Below are 20494 nucleotides of genomic sequence, written 5' to 3' on the forward strand. Positions count from 1 at the left end.
TTAGAAGATAGATTTCTCCGGTACGACATCCAGCATCTCTTCGCGGGATGGCAGAGCGGTAAGTGCGCCACGCTCACGGGTAGAGAGCGACCCGCAGATACAAGCTCTCCATAACTGCTCTTCGATATCGGCGCCGGACAACCACGCGTCGATGAAGCCAGCGTCAAAAGCATCGCCAGCACCGGTTGTATCTACAACCCGAACATCCGGCGGCACCATTGTGTATAGGCGATCGCGCTGAAAAGCGGCTGCCCCGCGGGAACCCAGCTTAACAATGGTATTTTCCAACCCTAACTCAATACAGGCACGCAGCATCTGCTCTGGATCCGTATGCCCCGTCAATAGCTGCGCTTCACTTTCGTTCGGCAAAAACAGATCGACCATACGCAATACATCGAGGCTTCCAGAACTCAGAAACCAATCTTTACGCCACCCCGGATCGATCGAAAGAGTGCAACCGGCAGATCGCAGAGCAGGCAGCAATACTTTTGCGAGCTTCGCTTCTAGTGGCATCGCAAAATGGACATGCTGGGCATGAGAAAGAGCAGCAAGCGTCTCGGGCAAAGCCACGTACTTTTCCAGAATTCGGTTCGCTCCAGCATAGCTTAAGAAGCTGCGATCTACGGTTGTCGACATGCTTACCGTGAGTGCATTCGGCAACTCAGAGGAGTGGACATGCTCAGCATTCACTCCAAACGAACGAAGCCTCGATCTAAGCCACACCTCTTCATCTTTGCCCAGGACGCCAAAGAGGGATGAGTGATTTCCAAGACGAGCCAGCGCACAAGCGGTGTTGACAGTGCCGCCTCCGGCCTCACGTCGATACTGCTCCGCGAAGACCTCTTCTCCCGGCAATGGGACGTGATCGAAATCAGTAAATATGTGGTCGACATATACTTCGCCGACTACGGCGATATTCCAGCGTTTAGTCATAAGGTTTCAAAAGGCCAGCTTTGTTCCTGGCGTGATTTATAAAGAAAAGTTGCTATCCCTGCCAACGTTGCAGCAAAAGCGAGAAATATATTTCTTGCGCCGCTGGAGATAAGAACAAGAAGCCATCCTATAAAAGCGATCACCGCCGGCAAGGGATATAACGGCATACGAAATGTAAGCTTGCCCTCTTCAATATGACGCCTGCGCAATAGAACCACGGCAACACACTGAGCGAGAAATTGGACCATTGTCTGAATGACAATGACTAAACTAATGAGCGTATTAAGACTGAGCATGCAGGCACATGCGGAAAGAATGCCAAGGATAAGCAGCGAAACATGCGGGAAATCCTTGGTCGGATGCACCTTCGCGAAGACGCTAAAGAACTCTCCTTGTTTTGCGGCAGCAAATGGAATGCGCGAGAAGCCGAGAAGAATCGCAAATACCGAAGCGAAGGACGCAACCAGGATGAGCACATCTGCCACCCTCGCGTACTTGACGTTGTAAACAGTCTGCATGAAATCCGCTACGATCGCGTTGGAGTGCATGCTTTGCTGAAGGGGCAATACCCCCAGAATGGCAAGGTTCATCGCTATATAGAGAACAGCCACCAGGAGGATGGAAACGATGATCGAGTATGGGATCGTGCGTTCAGGACGCTTCAGTTCCCCGCCAATCAGACAGACGTTATAGTAACCGGCATAGTCATAGACGGCGATCAGAGTCGCGGCCCCCACACCCTTCCAGAAATAGCCGTCCAGGACAGGATAACCACCGCTCATCTGCCCCCTGAAGGCCGCTGGAATGTGCGTTGCGCCCGCTATGATGATCCAGACGATCGTTCCAACGACCAATATCCAAAGACCAATTGAGATAGCGCCGATCGTAGTGATCCGGCGATAGAGCAGCACGACATTAATGAGACAAACGGCCATCGCCAGTGCGCAAAGACCGACATCGTTAAGGACCGGCCAAAGATAATGAAAGTACTGCGAAAAACCAACTGCCCCGGAGGCAATCAAAAGAGGCGCAGTAAGTACAGAGGACCAAAGCACTAGAAAACTTGCCACTTTGCCATAAGACTCCGCACCAAATGCCTGCCGCAGATAGAAATACGGCCCACCAGAGAAAGGCATAGCTGCCCCTAACTCTGCCCATACCAAACCATCGCACAACGAGATCACTGCACCCAATATCCAGGGGAGCAAGACCTTTGACCCATGCACTGCAACCAGCGCAAGAGGGATGCTCAGAAAAGGTCCCACCCCGATCATGTTGAGCATGTTCGAGGTGCTGGCTCCGAGGATTCCCATCCGTTGACCCGAATTGTCCTCTGCAACTGCTATATCGGCCCGCATGAGAGGCTCCGGATCACCATGAATATAGACAAGTATCGGGTGACAAGGAGTCTTTGTCAATAGTCGTTAAGAAGTTTTGCCAGTAGCTTTGAGATGGGTTACGACTGCAAAGAACAACGCACCTTCAGCAACAGATTTCTTCGCCGCGCCCCCTATTGCCTCCGCGCATGACTCATTTCTTTCACGCAGACAGCACGAAACTCTGTTTTGTCCGTAATCCCCCTGTTTTACGAACGGTCGTAGAGCACAGACACCTACTCTTTGGGCCACCGACAGGGCTTCCAGCGGCGCAGGCCCATCAGTGACCTTCCCTACCTCACACCCCGGGTTCGATTCGAAACCTTCCTGCCGAAGCTATAACTCCATACAAGTACGGCAAGCGGTAAAGCCAGGGCAACCCAAGACAGTTCATCCCACACGCCATCTCCAAAAAGCGCCGAAAGCAGTCCCCCCAACGTGATACCGGCGATGACGATCGCCGGTCCATAGACTTTGCGAAACGGAAAGGGCTGACTCATCGCGCCAGAACTCCTACCTGCTGTTCTTCCAGACTCACAAGCCGGTCCAGTTCTTTCTCGACCGGGGTTCTGCGGCGGGAGAGCCAAAGGTATACGCCACTCACCAGCACAACGATCAGTGCCAGGTCAAAGAGCGCCCAGATGACCTTGAGCGGCAGTCCGCCGTAGTCTCCGAAGTGGAGAGGCCGTGAGACCTCCAGAGCGCGCAGATACCAGGGCAAACCATGGGAGACAGTCAAGGCGCCGGTCTCTACATCGACCAGCGCTGGCGTAAAGAGCCGTGAGGTTACAGGGGTCTTCCCTTTGCTCCAGACGATGTAATGCCGAGGACTGCCCAAGACCTCATTGGGAAAGAGCACAGAATTGCGTTCAGACTGCGGCAAAGCAGCGGAGACCTGCGCGACCGCAGCATCAATCGACCCGAAGTGCGCCGGCACGGGCTTGCCATGGTACGGAGCGAGAATCTGCGGCAGGGTCTGGGCACGCCAAAGCCCGAAGAGAGGTTCCGATATAGCATTCATCACTCCTGTCGCACCAACTACCAGCGCCCAGGTGAGAGTGACGATTCCGAGCAGATTATGCAGATCGAACCAGCGTGTTCTCGGCGCAGCTTCGCCACGATAGGTACCGAAGCGCAGACGCCGCATAAACGGACCGTAGACCAAAACTCCCGAGATAAGTGAAACGATAAAAGACAATGCCATCACGCCCATCACCAACTCGCCGGGAAGACCAAGAAACATTTCGCTGTGCAGGCGCAGGAGAAATTCGATCAGGTCGAAGCTATCCTTTGGAACTTCAAGCAGCCGCCCGGTGTGCGCATCGAAGATGACCTGTCGAATCTCGCCAGGCTTTGGAGCGGCGGAGGGGCTCATGTTGACGAAGATGCGCGGTTCATCATCATCCCAGAACAGCCCAAAGGGATGAAGCGACGGAAATTTGGCCTGTGCCTCAACGACCATTCGATCGAGACTCGCAGCAGGCTCTCCGGCGAGTGCCGGCGAGGGTGCAACGTGTGGTGCAAGAACCGTCTCCAGTTCATCCGAGAAGACGAGCGGCAAGCCTGTGACACACGCCATCAGCAGGAACGCCGTGCAGAGGAGGCTCGTCCATTTATGGATGCGGTACCACGTACGTACTTTTTGAGCGGTCAGCATCTTCATCTCCTTAACCCTTGAAATCGACCTTGCCGAGAATGCTGTGTGGTCTGTCTACCATTGGTAGTTCACCTTGGCGAAGATGGATCTGGTTTGCCCATAGACGCAGCGGCTGGTGTTCTCGCAAGTTGCGATGTATCTCGTGCCAACCAGATTGGTAACATTTCCCGAGATATTCCAGTGTTCCAGCGAGTAATGCGCCGCGAGATCGACGAGCGTGTTCTTCGGGACACCGAGCGTGTTATACGTATCTCCCCACCTGTAGCCTGTGAAACGAACGCCTCCGCCGAAACCGACATTGTTCCAACGTCCGCCATGCACCGTCTTATCAAGCCATCCGTTGGCGAGGTTGCGTGGAACATTGATCGGCGCTTTTCCCAGATCGAGGTCATTACTCTTCGTGACCTCAGGGCTCTGATAGCTGTAAGACGCCGTTGCGTCTATCCCACCCGGCAGGCTGATCTTCGATTCGAGCTCAAGACCACGCACTCGAATCTCTCCCGTTTGAACGCTGAAGTTCGGGTGGTTCGGATCGATGGTGGTTACATTCTGCTCAGTGAGGTTGTAGGCGGCGATGGTAAATAGAGCGTTCAGCCTGGTCGGCTTGTACTTCATACCTGCTTCAAACTGCTGTGACGTGGTCGGCTTGAAACTTGCGCCATCGAAGGAGAGGCCATGACTCGGCAGAAACGATGTGGTGTAGCTGAAGTAAGGCACAAGGCTTTCAGCGATGTCATAGGTGACACCCGTGCGGCCGGTGAAGTGACTCGGTAACTGGGACGTGTAGGTATCTTCGATACGATCTTGTTCGAAGACGCGCGCCCAGTCTTCACGGCCGTTCAAGGTAACGCCCAGGCGTTTCCATCGCAACTGATCCTGCAGATATACACTCGTTTGCTTCACGCCGTCCGCGGTACTGTAATCCGGAACTGGAATCACAAAGGTCTGGCGATAGTCCGGCTGGAGCACATCCAATGGGACTGAATCGGAACCATCATTCTCCTGCCAGGTGTCATTCGACTGCAGGTAGTTGAAGCCGCCAAGCAATGTCTGCCGCAACGAACCTCGATGCATGCTCCACTCAAGGTGGCTATCACTGACAAAGTTATTGAGTTGAGCCTGCGCACCAAACACATACCGGTCCAACGTGTGCCCATCAGCTTCAAAGCCGGCCCCCATCAGAGTCTTGTACAGGAGGCCGGAGTGATTGAAGCGCGCATTGATCTGCGCTTGAACACTATCGCTGAAGAGATGATCCAGGATCAGGCCTTCCGCATGCTCCGTCCGGCGGTACTGGTCATAACCGAGGTCTCCGGTAAACAAGCTGCGCGACAGGTAGCCGAAGGAGGCGTCCGAGAGCGTACCGACCGCTGGCAGGTACTGCAATGTCCAGCCGCTATCGGTAAGCGATTGATGCGTGAGCAGCGTCAACGAAGTCTTCTCCGTGGGCTGCCACGTCAGAGCAGGTGCGAGATAGAATCCATGATCGTTGACATGATCTACCTGCGTTCCTCCACCGCGCGCAAATCCGTTTACCCGATAGAGCAACTTGTTCGCCGCCCCCACAGCCCCACCAAAGTCGCCGAAGCCTTCAATCCTCCCGAAGCTGCCGGACTCCAGCCCAATGGAATAGAGCGGCTCAACATGAGGACGTTTACTGATGACATTAATGACTCCACCGGGTGACGTAGCTCCGTAGGAAGTGGACGAGGGACCACGCAGTATCTCGACCCGTTCGGCGGCCGAGGTCTCGAGTTTAGGAGAGAGCAGAGTGTAGTACGTATATGTCGAAAGCCCATCCAGCAGAGGAGCCGTATCTGTAAAGCCTCGCACCACATACCAGTCGATGCGCTGGTCTGCGCCGCCATACGCTTCGCCATTGATTCCGGCGCTATAGCGCAATGCCGCACCAACACTCTCCACATTTTGTGCCGTCAACTGATCCTGTGTGACGACGGAGATGGCCTGAGGCGTTTCCAGCAGCGGGGTTTGCGTCTTCGTTCCTACAGAACTCTCGGCAGCCACATACCCGATGGAAGCGCTGACAGTCACGGTGCTGTTCGAAGATCCAACCGCAAGCGTGACGTCTCGTTGTACGTCCGAGGAATCAAACACGACACGCTGCCGGCTCGTGGCAAAGCCCTCTGCTACAACTTCAAGAACATACGCACCAGGGACAAGTTGCAAGGCATAGGTGCCGGTTGCATCGGTCTGCGCTGCTCTGCTGTAAGCCCCACAAGTGACCTTTACGGTTGCGGAGGGCACTCTCGCGCCTGAGGCATCAACGACACTGCCTGTTAATGTGTGCGCTGGACGATCAGACTGTACGGTGCATCCGTCGCCCGGTACGGGAGGTGCGGCGTGTTCTGCCAACATCCATGAAGCAGACAGCAAAACAAACGCGGGGACGGATCGAGCCAACCAAAAGAACATTGCGAACATACCTTTCAAATGCAGCCTTGGAGAGGGTCACGCGCACCTCATGCTTGAGGCATTCCTCGGAGCTGTTGTTTATGGCCTTCTGCGGCGCCTCACTAAGAGACACCGCATGAAACTCGCTCACTGAAGTTAGAAGTGGAGCTTGAGCGCGACCTGCAACGAACGCGGCCCACCAGTCTGATAGAGCGGGTTCAATCCACCTAGCTGCGAACGCTCCATGTTGTAGGCATAGCCGAAGGTAGTCGGCGAGGTGAGTTGGTTGTAGATGTTTCCGAAGATCGCGTGATTGAACAGGTTGAAGGCTTCCGCACGAAAACTGAGCCCCCTCCCTTCTCGAATAGGAAATTCACGTCGAATCGCAGCATCGGCTTGCACGGCATCAAAGCCGCGGGCTGAGTTCCTTCCCGCGTTTCCCTCCGTTGCCGGCAGATTGGATGGATCGCAATTCAACATGAAGGCCGCACAGTTGATGACACGCCCTCCCGGTGCGGCCGCATCGTGAAGATAGAGAGGAGCTCCAGGGATACGATTCGGGTGATAGTTAATCTGTGCGCCAGTCTTCGCGTCGATGCCGGAGTTGCCTATGATATCCAGAGGCAGCGCAGAACGTGCCGATAGACGCAGGTCGGCGGACCAGTGGTTCAATGCAGCTCCGAGAAATTGATTCTGCACATGACCAGGCAGGTCATACGTAAGAGCCGCTTGCAGGTTATGCCGGATGTCGTAGTCCGAGTCCGCGCGCAGTTGCTCATACACATAGAAGTTGCTCGAAACATCGTCCAGGGCATGCGACCAGGTGTAGGACACCAGCGCCTGCAGTCCATGCGAAAGCCTGCGCTGAAACTGCGCCTGCAACGCGTTATAGTCCGATGACGCACCGTTCGTCGTCAGGTAGATCCCAAAACCATTACTGAACGCCGCATTGCCAAATAGCTGTGGCTCGAAGACCTTCTGCAGCGTAAGTTGCCGCCCTGCGGAGGCGACATAGCTGAGAGTGAACGTCTGCCGTTCTCCCAGAGCCTGCTCCAACGAGGCGTTCCACTGAATGGAGTACGGCGTTTTGAGATGTGGATCGGAGGCCATGACCGTGTTTGAGTAAGGTGCCGCAACCGAAGGCGCGCCAACGCTATCCACTTGCGCCTGCGTTAGAGGAAAGGCACCCTCGAAGTCGCCCTCTGAGGAGAAGCCCGGACCGTTGTATCCATACGACCCTGTAGCGCTGCCGGTGTCGTAAAAGAGTCCTCCGCCGAGGCGAATGACTGTCTCGCATCCAGGCGTCTGGTTTGCCTGATAGGCCAGGCCGACACGTGGAGCGAAGTTGGTGTAGCGCGTCTGCCACAAAGACGCATTCTGCGGGGCAAGCTGCATCGTAGACAGATCCGACGTTGTGATGCCGTAGGGGTTGTTGCCTCGTGCATCGCGTGGCGCAGGATTCAGGTCCCAACGCAAACCGAGTGAGACGTTCAGCTTCGGATTTACCTTCCACTCATCCTGCGCGAAGAGCGAGAGGTTTTGATACACAGGCTTCATGGGCACCTTGTATTCGGTGACCGAAGAGCTCACATCCTCGGTCTCCAGAGTCGTCTGGTCGTATACATAGCCGAACTCATAAGTAGAAGGCAGCGTCTCAGTCGTGACAAGACGCCGATAGTCCACACCAAACTTGAGGTTGTGCCTGCCTAGAGAGGCGTTGAAGGTATCAACAACGTTGATCTGGCGTTGATTCGTGGATTGCGGCTGATAGGCGACGTGAGCACGTGTCTCAAAAAACAGCGTGAAGATAAACCAGTCGGAGTTCAGGTCCGTCATCCCCGGAAGCCCACCGAGATTGAGAGGTACGGCTCCTCCAAAGTTCGTGAACTGGTATTGCTGCGCCTGATTGTTTGCAGTGAGGTTGAAACGAAGCTGGTTGCTGAATCGTGAGCCGAAGAGATTGTTCGCGCCCAGCGTAATGCCCTTCACCTTCCCTTCGAGAGGCGTCAGGATCGAGGGGTTATCGGAGTATCGACTGCCGAAAGACGATGGCGAGTAATAGGCTCTGCCAAAGACGCTGAATCGATCATTGATGACGTGGTCCACGCGCAAGCTGGAGCTATTGATGGAGCCGGGATCCGAGTAGCTGCCAATAAAGCTGGCAAGGCCATCGCCGTAGTCTGTGCCGTTGGCGCTCGGCAAAGGAAAGGCGTTGAGCACCTGGCTATATCCTGCAGCGGCATTCTGCCGAACCGACACCGTTGGCACTGCATACGTCTGCGCAGCCTGCGGCGACTGCACACGCAGCCCCTCGTATGAGAAGAAAACGAAGGTCTTGTCCCGGCCGTCATAGAGTTTGGGAAGAAACAGGCGGCCACCAAAGGTTCCGCCAAAGTCGTTCTGATGCATCGCCTGCCGGGGAGTGCCGTAGTAGTTGTTGAACCAGTCGTTCGCATCCATCGCCCCGTTGCGCAGATAGTCGAACGCTGACCCATGCCACACGTTTGTACCGGCGCGCGTATTGAACGAGAACTGACCGCCCGGCGTGCGTCCATACTCCGCGGAGTACGTCGAGGTTGTCGCACGAAACTCCTCAAGGGCATCCACGGAGATAAGGCTCTGCGTGGTACCGAGTGCTGTTTCAGCGGGCGTCGCGCCGGAGAACCCGCCACCCCAGACAACTGCGCCACCATAGCCGTTGGCTGCTCCAGTATTGGCGCTCACGCCATCAATCAGGAAGTAGTTCGCCTCGGTCCGCTGCCCATTGACCACAATCTCGCCGCTTGAGCCTTCTCCAAATGCCGATGGAACAATGCTGACCCCAGGGACGAGCGTCAGCAGCGACTGAAAGGATCGCCCATTGAGCGGCATGTTTTCGACAAACTGACGGTCGATCACCGTGCTGACGGTAGCGTCCGTGGTGTTGATATGGATGCCGCTGCCATCCACGTTAACCGCCTGCGAGACCGCACCCGGATGCAGAACGTAGTCGAGCGAGACCTTGCCTGCGACTTCCACCACAAGGTTTTGCACCCTCTCTGTCTCAAATCCGGAAGCAGAGATCGTCACCGTATAGTGGCCCGGCCTAACCGCCGGAGCGTTATATAGACCAGCCCCATTCGTCTTCGCGTGCAGGGTCTCCTGCGTCTGCTGATTGACGATCTCGACACTAGCCCCAGGGATTACAGCCCTGGCAGGATCAGATACGAGACCGCTCACTTGAGCAGTTTGTGCAATCAGAGGAGTTGCGATTCCAAAAACAAGGGGAAAAACAGCAAGAACGCACGAACGCAGACGGTAGAACATCGACACACCTTTCCAATACAGCCCAAGGTGTGGCGAGAGCGTCTATGATGGTAGACATTCGCCAGCCCTCGGGTTGTCGATCTCAGGCCCCTGCGGCGCTTCGCCAAAAAGACAGTCGCAGGGGTCAAAATTGAAATATACGACTAATTCAGTCCTCGATTAGAATAACGGTTAAAGGTTCGGCATGCTCCGCGTAAGCCGCCACACCCTACTTCTAATCGGCCATGTCAGAACAATCTACGGATCACATCTATCTGCAAAGCGTTCCGCGCCCGGTTGCCGCCATGGCAAAGAGCTATCCGGCGAACTATGCCGGCTATCTGCACAGCCATAAAAGAGCGCAGCTGCTTTATGCGGCCTCCGGCACCATGAAGGTCCTGTCCGACTGGGGCTGCTGGATTATTCCGCAGCAGCGAGCCGTCTGGATTCCGGCTGACTATCCTCACCAGACCGGCAGCATCGGCCCTATGAAGATGCGGACTCTTTACATCCGCGCGGACGCCTGCCCACCCGCAGCACCTCGAGAACCCCGCATGCTCGCGGTCTCCGGACTGCTCAGGGAGTTGGTACTGCGCGCCACAAAGATGCCAATCGAATATGACGAGCAAGGGCACGACGGCAATCTCATCACAGCGCTATTGGGAGAGATCGACTGGACTCCTCTGCATCCCGTCAGTCTTCCCCCTTTGCGGGACACGCGATTGCGATCGATCGAAGCCGCTCTGATGAAAAGTCCTGGCGACACCCGAACGCTCGAAGAGTGGGCGAAACGCATCGGCAGCTCGGCACGCACGCTAAGCCGGCTCTTTCGGCAGGAAGCTCAAGTGTCTTTCCAGACATGGCGAGAACAAGTCCGCACCTTCGCAGCGCTACCCCTATTGGCCGAAGGCCGCCCCCTTACAGAGATTGCCGATGCTCTGGGGTATGAGACAGCCTGGAGCTTCACGGCCATGTTTAAGCGCGTCACAGGGATACTGCCCAGCCGCTACTTTGATAACGCCTGACCATCTCCCGGATAACAACAATCCTCACTGGACACAAGATTGCTGATTACAATCAATTCCGCCCACCGGGTACAACGTGTTATTTTTACATGACGCAAAATAATACCCCCTCAAGAGTGGATCACAGCATCATCTCTTCCCCAAGTAACAACGATGTTTGATGTCTCCGATACGCCATTGCAGGATTACATCAGAACAAAATCCCCGAATTTGAACATTGGAGAAATATCTTGAATCTTAAGCTCACATCGGAAAGATTTTCTTCTGCAGGAATCGTCGCGCCGTTCATTCGGTCATCAAAACGGAAAGCCTTTAGTCTGTATAAATTTCACCTCTGCCTCTGCATAATGGCTTGCCTTCTTTTGGGCATCGCGAGAAGTTCAAAGGCCCAGGCTACTGAGCTTGCATATACCTATACAGGCGACCTGAAGCTTGATATCAGTAAAACTCCATTCAGCAGATTTGGTTCGTACATAAGCATTTCAGACATGAAGGGATTTCCTTCAACACCCAAGCGTGAAGGCATTTTTTTGCGCGACCTCCATCAAGGTGGCGAGCAGTCCTTCCAATTAGTGGTGGTTCATAACGGAAAGAGTGTTCCCTTCACCGTTGTCGCCGAACCAACATTGCTCACTCTTGTATCAGATAAAGGAAACATCGAAATTTGCTTTCAGGGGCCCGATCGGCTTCGAGTAAGGGGAAAAGGTGTTGGACTGAGCCTGATAGCGGCGGATAGTTCGTGGGCCGTCCAACAGGGTTCGTCCATATGGGAAGTCAACAATAGCGCGACGAAATATAGGCTTTTGCCTGTCGAGGGTGCGCTACAGATGGATGCTCCCTGGAACGGAACGGGTAGCGAGCATGTTTGGGCCACATTCGAAGCGGCCACCGGTTCAGAACACTTTGAGGCGGAGATCGATGCCTACACAAGCGTGTGGGTGTCTCATGGAATGGAGGGCAGCTTCGACGAGGCCCGTGCCAACGAGGGCAGGCAGTATGCCGCTTGGCTACGCAAAATGCCCCAGGTAGGAACTCAGTTTGGAAGAGGAGCTGAGCTAGCTGCCTATGTGAACTGGGAAAGCGTGGTTCAACCGGATGGAAATCTGAAGAGGCCTTCCATGCTCATGTCCAAGAATTGGATGAACGCCCTCTGGTCATGGGATCAGTGCTTCAACGCCATGGCGATGACCTATGGCGATCCGGAGCTGGCCTGGGACCAATTCATGCTCCCCATTGATATGCAGAACAGCAACGGGGCCTTTCCTGACAAATGGGATTCGGACAATGCTGTATGGGAGTACTCAAAACCGCCAGTGCATGGGTGGGTACTCGCCTGGATGCTCCGGCAACATCCACAGTTCGCCGACCGGGAATATCTGATTCAGGTCTATGAGCCTCTTGTGAGATGGACGAATTGGTACTTTGAATTTCGAGACACTAACCACAACGGATTTCCGGAGTATAGACACGGCGATGAGTCCGGATGGGACAACGCCACCGTCATGCTCTCGGGTTCACCCGTAGAATCACCCGACCTCGACGCCTATCTGATCGTGCAGATGGACACACTTGCCCAAGTGGCCCATCTATTGGGGAAAAACGCAGAAGCCAGCGAATGGCATAAAAGATCCGACCAACTCTTAGACGCAACGGTCAAACGGTTCTGGAAGGGTGATCGGTTTGTTGCCTTCCTCGAAAGAGACGGAAGCCAGATTGAATCTGAGAGTCTTCAACTATCCATGCCTCTCATCCTGGGGAACCGGCTTCCCAAAGAAATACAAGCCCAAATAGTAGCGAACCTCTCGAAACCAGACCGATATCTGACGCAGAACGGACTGGCATCGGAGTCGATAAAAAGTAGGTACTATACGGCCGATGGCTATTGGCGAGGGCCCATTTGGGCTCCCACGACGATGATCTTGACGGAAAGCCTTGATGAAGTTGGACAACACCAGTTCGCGGATACGCTTCGCGAGAAATTCTGTCGCATGGCCCAGACCGAAGGGATGGCGGAAAACTACGATGCACTGACTGGTAAAGCGCTGCGAGATCCGGCATACACCTGGACATCTAGTGTGTATCTCATCCTTGCGCACGAACTATTCGCAAGGAACAGACCGTAACTATTCTTTCGTGGCAGCGCCAGAATTCAACTAAATCGCTCTTACTCGGCAGCTCATCCCTCGCAGGTTTGAGCTGCCGAGAAAGTACTTTCACAAGTGGAACCGAATCCACACATACCCTCGATGAGAAATATTACTCGGCCCGTTGGCTTGTAGGACGAAATTCATGATTGCAATCTCCATAGGCTGATAGATTTCCCGCAATTTCCAGTCAAACATGACTGACTATTTTGTCTAGCTTTACGGAAGAATCGAAAATAGTAAAGCATAACTTTACGAATGCATCTAGATTCGCCTTTAGAAGTAATTACTGACAAATATTTTCCTGCTATTTACAGAGTTAAATAAAATTTGTGAGTTTATCGCTTGACGCCCTCTCCGGATACGTTTATAAACTCACCTATGTTTGATCTCATCCAGTCGCTTCAGCGCTTCCCCAGCCGCTGCTCTTGTTGTTGATCTATACCAATCCTCCCCTCACAATTCTTTACTGATAGCCAGCATCTGCTTTTTTGCTGTCTTTGCCGTTATGCGCCATTTTGATCATGGCCTAATAACGGTCAAGCCGCTTCTCGCCCAGATGCCTTGCTGCTAACAGCTTTATAGATCCCACCTGTTTCCAGCTTTCTGGACACAGGTGTTTCTAGACGCTGCCCGCATTTGCAGGAAGAGCGAATAAATTTGCTCCGTGAATCTCTGCGCCTTTTTTTAGGAGATCACTTACCTGCATCTCTTATGCCGTAAACATGCTGATACTCTCGTCAGTCTTATTTCAAGGAGAAGTCATGATATCCCGCAAGATCTCCGCTAAAACATCCTGGGCAGCCTTATCGCTGTTCTCTTTGTCTCCGCTCGCCGTTCATCACGCCCTGGCTCAAGCCACGCCGAATGTATCCAAGGCCGTTGGGATCGCAACGGATCTCGGCCCCGTGGATCGCAATCAATCGCAGACCCTTACTGTTGTGCTCAAAACACACAATAAGTCCGACTTCGATAAGGCGGTAGAGGATCTTTACAACCCCGCATCTGCCAGCTACCACCAGTGGTTTTCCGCGAAGGACTTTGAAAAGTATGCACCGACTTCCGCAGAACTGGAGACCGTCAAGCAGGAGTTGACCAAACAAGGCTTCCAGGTCGTATCCACCGATCCACAAAATTTCTCGATCCGTGTAAGTGGAACCGCCGGTAACGTCGATGATGCCTTCCAAACCGAGCTTCACAACTTCAGCTACAACGGCAAAACCTTTCAAGCGCATATCCATGATGCGAAGCTACAGGGTCAGGCGGGACAACTGATTGACTCCGTAGCTGGCCTCGATCGCCATCAAAGCCATTCCCTGCTCAGCGTCGCCCAGAACCCCCGCACCAAGACACCACTCTTCAAAAAGTCGGTAACCCCTGCCGACGCAGGCTCAACTCTCCTCAGCGAAATCACAGACATTCCGCTCTCTGCGCCTGCACTCACCACCTTCACCACAACAGGAGCCTCACTCCCTCTGGCCGTCTACTACGGCAACGTATACGACAGCAACAGCAACCTTACGGTTTCCTATACTCCCGCACAACTGCAGTCGCACTATGGCCTAACGTCCCTCATCAAAGAAGGCTATGACGGCACCGGTCAAACCATTGCCCTGGTGGAAGCCTATGGTTACGCAGCCGCTGAGACGGATGCGAATGCAGCTGCAACTGCCTTCGGTCTGCCAGCACTCACCTCGAAGAACTTCTCTGTCATCTACCCTGAGGGTAAGCCGCTCAATCCCAGTGCCGCTGATTTGACGGGATGGACAACCGAGATCGCGCTCGACATTCAATCCGCTCATGCGATTGCCCCGGGAGCCAAAATCCTCGTCGTGGCCTCGGCTGGTCAGGATAATGAAGACCAGATCGCATCGCTCCAATACATCATTACCAACAAGCTCGCCAACACCGTATCCAGTAGCTGGGAAAATGACGACGAGATACTCTCAGGCCCTGCCGAGGAAGATGCCTTCAACTCGGTTCTCGAGCTTGGCGCCGCAGCAGGCATCTCCTTCCAGTTTTCCAGTGGAGACGGCGGCGACCTCGGCCTCGGAACCCCATCAGGGTCCGTCAGCGTACCTTCGAATTCGCCCTATGCCACCGCTGTTGGCGGCACCAGCATCCTCAACAACACCACCGGCACCGGACAGACTGTTACCGGATGGGGTAACGATGTCGACTACATCAATCTCGGCGGCCCTGTCGATCCTCCCACGAGTGAGAGCTTCTTCAACGGTGGCGCAGGTGGTGGAGAGAGTCTCTACTTCGCCAAACCCTCCTGGCAAAGTGCTCTTCCTGGAACAGGTCGCCAGGTGCCGGATGTCTCTGCACTCGCCGATCCTTTCACTGGATTCCCTATCATCTATACCTCCAGCGGTGTGCAATACGCTGAAGCCGGAATCGGCGGGACCAGCCTGGCGAGTCCTATCTTTACCGCCATCTGGGCTATTGCCGACCAATACAACGGCAAGCCGCTCGGTCACGCCGGCCCCGCCGTCGCCAAGCTGAAGTCCGGTCAAATTACGGATGTCCTGCCTACCTCCAGCCTCGAAACCTCCAACGTCTCCGGTACGGTCTATGACTCAAACGGCCCTACTTTTTACTCCCAGAGCGGACTCTGGGGTGGTCTCCTCTATTCCCAGACAAACTTCGTGAGCGCAACCTGGGCTCTCAACACGACTGAGTCTGTAGCAATCACCTTTGGGACCGACTCGTCCCTCACGGTGACTCCCGGCTGGGATAACGTCACCGGTTACGGTGAGCCCAACGGTCTGCCGTTCATCCAGGGCGTCACTGGTAAGACAAAGGGAGCTGCCCTCACCCAATAGTCCACCAATGTACCGGTCACATCCATAACCAGAGGCGCGTCGGAGAAACCACTCCGACGCGCCTTCTCTCTTGCATCGCAATGAACAAGCACTGTCCATAAATGGACAGTGCTTGTTCATTGTCGAACATGGATTACCACACGACAACCGCTAAACCATTGATAAATATAGCCCATGAAGATTCTCATCTTGGCATCTGACGTGCATTAGTACATGCACGATGGACATCCAACGCCCTGATCTACGAAAGCGTAAGCTGCGCCGCAATGCATTTCTGGCCACGGGCCTCGTGCTCGTCCTGGCGGTGGCGGTTTACTTCATTTTGCATCTTAAGCCCGCAATCCCGACGGTCGACAGCGCCGTCTGGACCGACACCGTTAAGCGTGGCCCGCTGCTGGTCCAGGTGCGTGGGCCCGGCACCCTTGTCCCACGCGAGGACCGCATCCGTCTGATCCCTGCCGAGACCGAAGCCACGGTCATGCGTATTCGTGTGCTGCCCGGTGCTCACGTTGAACCCGACACCATTCTGATGGATCTCGTCGACCCGGAATTGCAGCAGCAACTCCTCGACGCCCAGCTAGAGTTGAAGGGTGCTCAAGCTGATTACAAAAACAAGCAGGCGCTCCTTCAGAGCGACCTGATGACGCAGCGCGCTGGAGCCGCCACCGTAGGCGCCGACCAGAAGCAGGCCGGGCTGCAGGCCCAGACCGATAAGAGCCTCTACGACCTCGGCGTAATCAGCGGCCTTACCTATAGCGCGTCGAAGGGCAAAGCCGATGAGCTCAACGTGCGCAACGACCTGGAACATCAACGGCTCGATCTCAACCAGAACGCAATTGCCACCCAACTCGCTGTACAGCAGACCAAAGTTCAGCAGGCTGAGGCGGTACTTGCGCTCAAGCAACGGCAGCAGGAAGCGCTGAGCGTGCGAGCCGGCATCGCCGGCGTATTGGTCGACCTGCCACACCAGGTTGGCGAGCATGTTGACGTGGGAGCGACACTCGCAAAGGTTGTCCAACCCGACCAGTTGAAGGCTGCGCTCAAGATTGCCGAGACCCAGGCGCGAGACATCCAGATTGGCCAACCCGCGGAGATCGATACCCACAACGGCATCATCGATGGCAAAGTCATGCGCGTCGATCCGGCAGTCCAGAATGGAACGGTCACTGTGGATGTGGAGCTCGTGGGCACGCTGCCGCAAGGTGCGGCGCGTCCGGACCTCTCCGTCGACGGCACCATCGATCTCGCCCGTATGACCGATGTACTGTATGTCGGCCGCCCGGCCTTCGGCAACGAGAACTCAACGATCAGCCTCTTCCGTATCTCTCCCGACGGCAAAACCGCGACCCGAGTGCCGGTCAAGGTCGGACGCGCATCGGTCAACAACATTCAGGTGCTTGAAGGACTTCAACCAGGCGATACCGTTATTCTCTCCGACATGTCCCGCTGGGACTCCGTTGACCACGTTCGGCTCCAGAACCAGTAACCCGCATTTCATCAGACTCGAAAGGAAAACCGCATGGCCGCCACCGCAACAGACAGCCTGATCCACATTGAGCAGCTCACCAAGGTCTTCTACACCGACGAAATCGAAACGCACGCGCTCTCGGGTGTGCATCTGTCGATCGCGCGTGGCGAGTATCTCGCGATGTCCGGCCCCTCGGGCTGCGGCAAATCGACGCTTCTGTCCATCCTCGGCCTGCTCGACACGCCGACAGGCGGCCAGTACACGCTCAACGGCAAGGAGGTTGCGAATCTTAACTTCGCCGACCGCTCGCGTATCCGCAACCAGGAGATCGGCTTCATCTTCCAGAGCTTCAATTTGATCGGCGACCTGACGGTCTTCGAGAACGTCGAGCTGCCACTGACCTATCGCTCAGGGATGACGGCTGCGGAGCGCAAGGACCGCGTGATGCGCTCACTCGAGCGCGTGCATATGGCGCACCGCACGCGGCACTATCCGGCGCAGCTCTCCGGAGGCCAGCAGCAACGTGTCGCTGTTGCGCGTGCGTTGGCAGGATCTCCATCAATCCTGCTGGCCGATGAGCCTACCGGCAATCTCGACTCAAAGAACGGCGAAGCCGTGATGAAGCTATTGCAGGAGCTCCACGAAGAGGGCGCAACCATCTGCATGGTGACGCATGACCCACGTTTCGCCGCCCATGCTCAGCGACAGGTCCACCTCTTCGACGGCAAGGTTGTCGCCGAAGGAGAATTGCTGCAACTACTTGCCGACCCCGAACATAATCCTTCGACAAGCACCACTGCGCCGGATGCACGTGCATAGCACTAGACACTTCCGTAGAGCTAACGCAAGCAGCGTAATCAGCTAGGCAACGAGGCCAATGCCATGAATTCGATTCTCCAGGATCTTCGCTACACGCTCCGCCAGCTTGGCCGCTCGCCTGGCTTTGCTGTGACGGCAATCCTGACATTGGCCCTGGGCATTGGCGCAACGACGGCAATGTACTCTCTCGTCCGCAGCACCCTGCTTGCGCCCCTTCCGTATCCGCACTCTGAGGAACTCGTCGGCATTGGACTCGTACAATCCGGTACGCCACCCGCCTCCGACCAGACTGGTGAGACGGGCGACTTTCTATTGGCGCATGCCCAAAGCTTTTCCAGCATAGGCATCGCCGGCGACCGTCCACTGGGGCAGAACTTCTCCAACGGCAGCGGCAAGGCGCAGACAATCTACTCACTGCATGTCTCCTCGGGTTATCTGCCAACGCTGGGCGTTCCCGCACTACTGGGCCGAACCTTTACTCGCGAAGAAGACCTGCCCGGTGCAGCCCCAACCGTCGTACTGAGCGAAGATCTCTGGCGGCGTGTACTGAACGCCGATCCAAACATCGTGGGCCAAGCGATCCATATCAATGGCGATCCCTTCACAGTGATCGGCGTAATGCCCTCAACACTCTCCACCGTAGATGGTACCGATGTGTGGCAGCCGCTGCATCTATCGGCTACAGATCCCGGCTATCAAGGCACCAATTTTCAGACGATCGCGCGACTCAAACCGGGCGCATCCGTTGCACAGGCTTCAGCCGAGCTGAGTGGCCTCACGTCGACCATCTTCCGCCAGTTTCCCGATTACCAGAAGTGGACCCGTCCAGGCGCGCCAAAGCTGCAAGAGTTCGTCTGGCCACTCCAGCAGATTGTCGTCAGCAATGCGCGCTCCAGCCTTATTGCACTCTCAGCCGCCGTGCTGGCGGTGCTGCTGATGGCATGCCTGAATCTCGCGGGCCTGATGACCGCACGCTCTATTACTCGCAAACCAGAGATCGCGCTGCGCACGGCACTTGGTGCCAGTCCTGCCATGATGTTGCGTCTGTTGCTCACCGAAAGCCTTGTGCTGGCATTCGTGGGTTCACTGCTCGGGCTGGGCTTTGCGCACCTCGCCCTTCCCCTCCTGCTCAGTGCATCGCCGATCGGCCTGCCACAACTCCGCCAGACAACCGTCGATCTCCCGGTTGCGGCCTTTGCCATCCTCACAGGCTGCACGTCTACGCTTCTCTTTGGCCTGCTTCCCGCGCTCGGTGTCTTTCGCCAGACTATCGGTTCAAGCCTCGGGAACGCACGCACAGCCGGTGAGAGCGCTCCGCGGCAGCGACTGAGCAAATCGTTGATCGTGGCCCAGGTGACGCTGGCAACGATGCTGCTCTCCACCGGAGCACTACTGCTCAACACGTTTCTCCATATGCGGGCGATCCCGTCCGGCGTGCAGCCGCCCCACCTTTATGTGTTGCAGGTGAACCTGAAGGGTGATGCCTACTCATCAACCTCGCATACGCAGCAGTTCATCTCCGTCGTCGAGCAACGCTTGCGACAAATACCCGGTGTCGCACAGGTGGCGACCGTTAACGGTCTTCCCATCGACCGAGGACTGAACAACTCAGGTGGCCCTGCAAACCATCCAGATCAAATAGCCTACGCAGAGTCCCGTTTCATAACGCCCGGCTACTTCCGCACAGTTGGAACCACGCTACTGGCGGGTGGGGACATCTCGGACGCAGACACGGCAACCTCGCAACCCGTAGCGCTGATCAACGAATTCGCCGCCAAGCGCTGGTTTCCGGGCCGCTCACCTATCGGCGAGTACGTCATCACGGGCAGTGATAAGCCACGCCGCGTCATCGGTCTTATTGCCAATGTTCACAGCTCTTCGCTCACCGATTCGATAGCACCCACCATCTACGTGCCCTACACACAGGTCGACAACGAAAGCATGAAGACGATCAACGGTTGGTTTGCCACCTCGTTTGTGCTTCGCACAGTCGAACGTGGCAACTTCCGTGATCCGGAGATCACCACTGCAGTCTCAGCCGCCGTCACTGCGGTGGACCCCGAGGTCCCGGTCAGAAAGTTCGTTCCCATGCAGACCTTTATTGACGACAACGTCGCTGCGCCACGCTTCTTCTCCTGGCTTGCCGGAGGCTTCGCCGGGTTCGCATTGTTGCTTACGCTCATTGGACTCTTCGGGCTGCTGAGCTACCAAGTCGCGTCACGCACTCGCGAACTCGGCGTCCGTATGGCTCTTGGTGCGCAACGGCACCAGATTCTCTCGATGGTGCTCAAGAACGGGATCATGCTCACCGCGATCGGCCTTGTGTTTGGCAGCATAGGCAGCTGTGCGCTGCGCAGCGTGATTGCGGCACTGGTCTCCAGCACGGTAGGGACCAGAGCGACGGCAACAGCATCGCTGCTCGGTGCTCAGACCGTTTCCATCAGCATTGCGGGGGCAGCCATGCTTGTATCCGCTATCGCAGCGAGTCTGATCCCCGCACGCCGCGCTGCAACACTCGAACCGACTGAAGCCCTTCGTGCCGAATAA

12 protein-coding genes are annotated in these 20494 nt (G+C 55.7%); 6 read left to right on the forward strand and 6 right to left on the reverse strand.

Annotated features, from left to right (window positions below):
* The 6 genes from GSQ91_RS20520 to GSQ91_RS20545 all read right to left on the reverse strand — a co-directional run bounded on the left by GSQ91_RS20520 (position 1) and on the right by GSQ91_RS20545 (position 9597).
* The gene (locus tag GSQ91_RS20520) at positions 1-933 is read right to left on the reverse strand and encodes a carbohydrate kinase family protein (protein ID WP_158823612.1); all 933 of its coding nucleotides are present in this window, start codon (positions 931-933) and stop codon (positions 1-3) included.
* Positions 930-2291: an APC family permease gene (locus tag GSQ91_RS20525; protein WP_158823613.1), complete on the reverse strand. Its 1362-nt coding sequence runs from the start codon at positions 2289-2291 to the stop codon at positions 930-932. The genes GSQ91_RS20520 and GSQ91_RS20525 overlap by 4 nt, the downstream gene beginning before the upstream one ends.
* Positions 2292-2602: 311 nt before the next feature.
* A complete protein-coding gene (locus GSQ91_RS20530) occupies positions 2603-2809 on the reverse strand; it encodes a hypothetical protein (protein ID WP_158823614.1) in 207 nt (68 codons plus the stop codon).
* Positions 2806-3966, reverse strand: coding sequence for a PepSY domain-containing protein (locus GSQ91_RS20535; protein ID WP_158823615.1), 1161 nt, complete (start codon positions 3964-3966; stop codon positions 2806-2808). The genes GSQ91_RS20530 and GSQ91_RS20535 overlap by 4 nt, the downstream gene beginning before the upstream one ends.
* Positions 3967-4020: 54 nt before the next feature.
* The gene (locus GSQ91_RS20540) at positions 4021-6408 is read right to left on the reverse strand and encodes a TonB-dependent siderophore receptor (RefSeq protein ID WP_371417134.1); all 2388 of its coding nucleotides are present in this window, start codon (positions 6406-6408) and stop codon (positions 4021-4023) included.
* A gap of 126 nt (positions 6409-6534) precedes the next feature.
* Positions 6535-9597 (reverse strand): TonB-dependent receptor, encoded by a 3063-nt coding sequence (locus tag GSQ91_RS20545; protein ID WP_254064759.1) that lies wholly within the window; start codon positions 9595-9597, stop codon positions 6535-6537.
* 311 nt (positions 9598-9908) lie between these two features.
* On the opposite strand from GSQ91_RS20545, the gene GSQ91_RS20550 reads away from it, so the two are divergent.
* The 6 genes from GSQ91_RS20550 (at position 9909) to GSQ91_RS20575 (ending at position 20494) form a co-directional block, all read left to right on the forward strand.
* The gene (locus tag GSQ91_RS20550; protein ID WP_158823618.1) at positions 9909-10688 is read left to right on the forward strand and encodes a helix-turn-helix transcriptional regulator; all 780 of its coding nucleotides are present in this window, start codon (positions 9909-9911) and stop codon (positions 10686-10688) included.
* Between the two features lie 488 nt (positions 10689-11176).
* Entirely contained in the window at positions 11177-12811 is a 1635-nt protein-coding gene (locus tag GSQ91_RS20555) for an amylo-alpha-1,6-glucosidase (protein WP_216845347.1), read from the forward strand.
* A gap of 785 nt (positions 12812-13596) precedes the next feature.
* Positions 13597-15660, forward strand: a complete 2064-nt coding sequence (locus GSQ91_RS20560; protein WP_158823620.1) for a protease pro-enzyme activation domain-containing protein — start codon at positions 13597-13599, stop codon at positions 15658-15660.
* 220 nt (positions 15661-15880) lie between these two features.
* The gene (locus GSQ91_RS20565) at positions 15881-17146 is read left to right on the forward strand and encodes an efflux RND transporter periplasmic adaptor subunit (protein WP_158823621.1); all 1266 of its coding nucleotides are present in this window, start codon (positions 15881-15883) and stop codon (positions 17144-17146) included.
* A gap of 33 nt (positions 17147-17179) precedes the next feature.
* Entirely contained in the window at positions 17180-17947 is a 768-nt protein-coding gene (locus tag GSQ91_RS20570; RefSeq protein ID WP_158823622.1) for an ABC transporter ATP-binding protein, read from the forward strand.
* A gap of 63 nt (positions 17948-18010) precedes the next feature.
* The gene (locus tag GSQ91_RS20575) at positions 18011-20494 is read left to right on the forward strand and encodes an ABC transporter permease (RefSeq protein ID WP_158823623.1); all 2484 of its coding nucleotides are present in this window, start codon (positions 18011-18013) and stop codon (positions 20492-20494) included.

The organism is Granulicella sp. S156 (assembly GCF_009766105.1).
In the GTDB taxonomy this organism is placed as follows: domain Bacteria; phylum Acidobacteriota; class Terriglobia; order Terriglobales; family Acidobacteriaceae; genus Granulicella.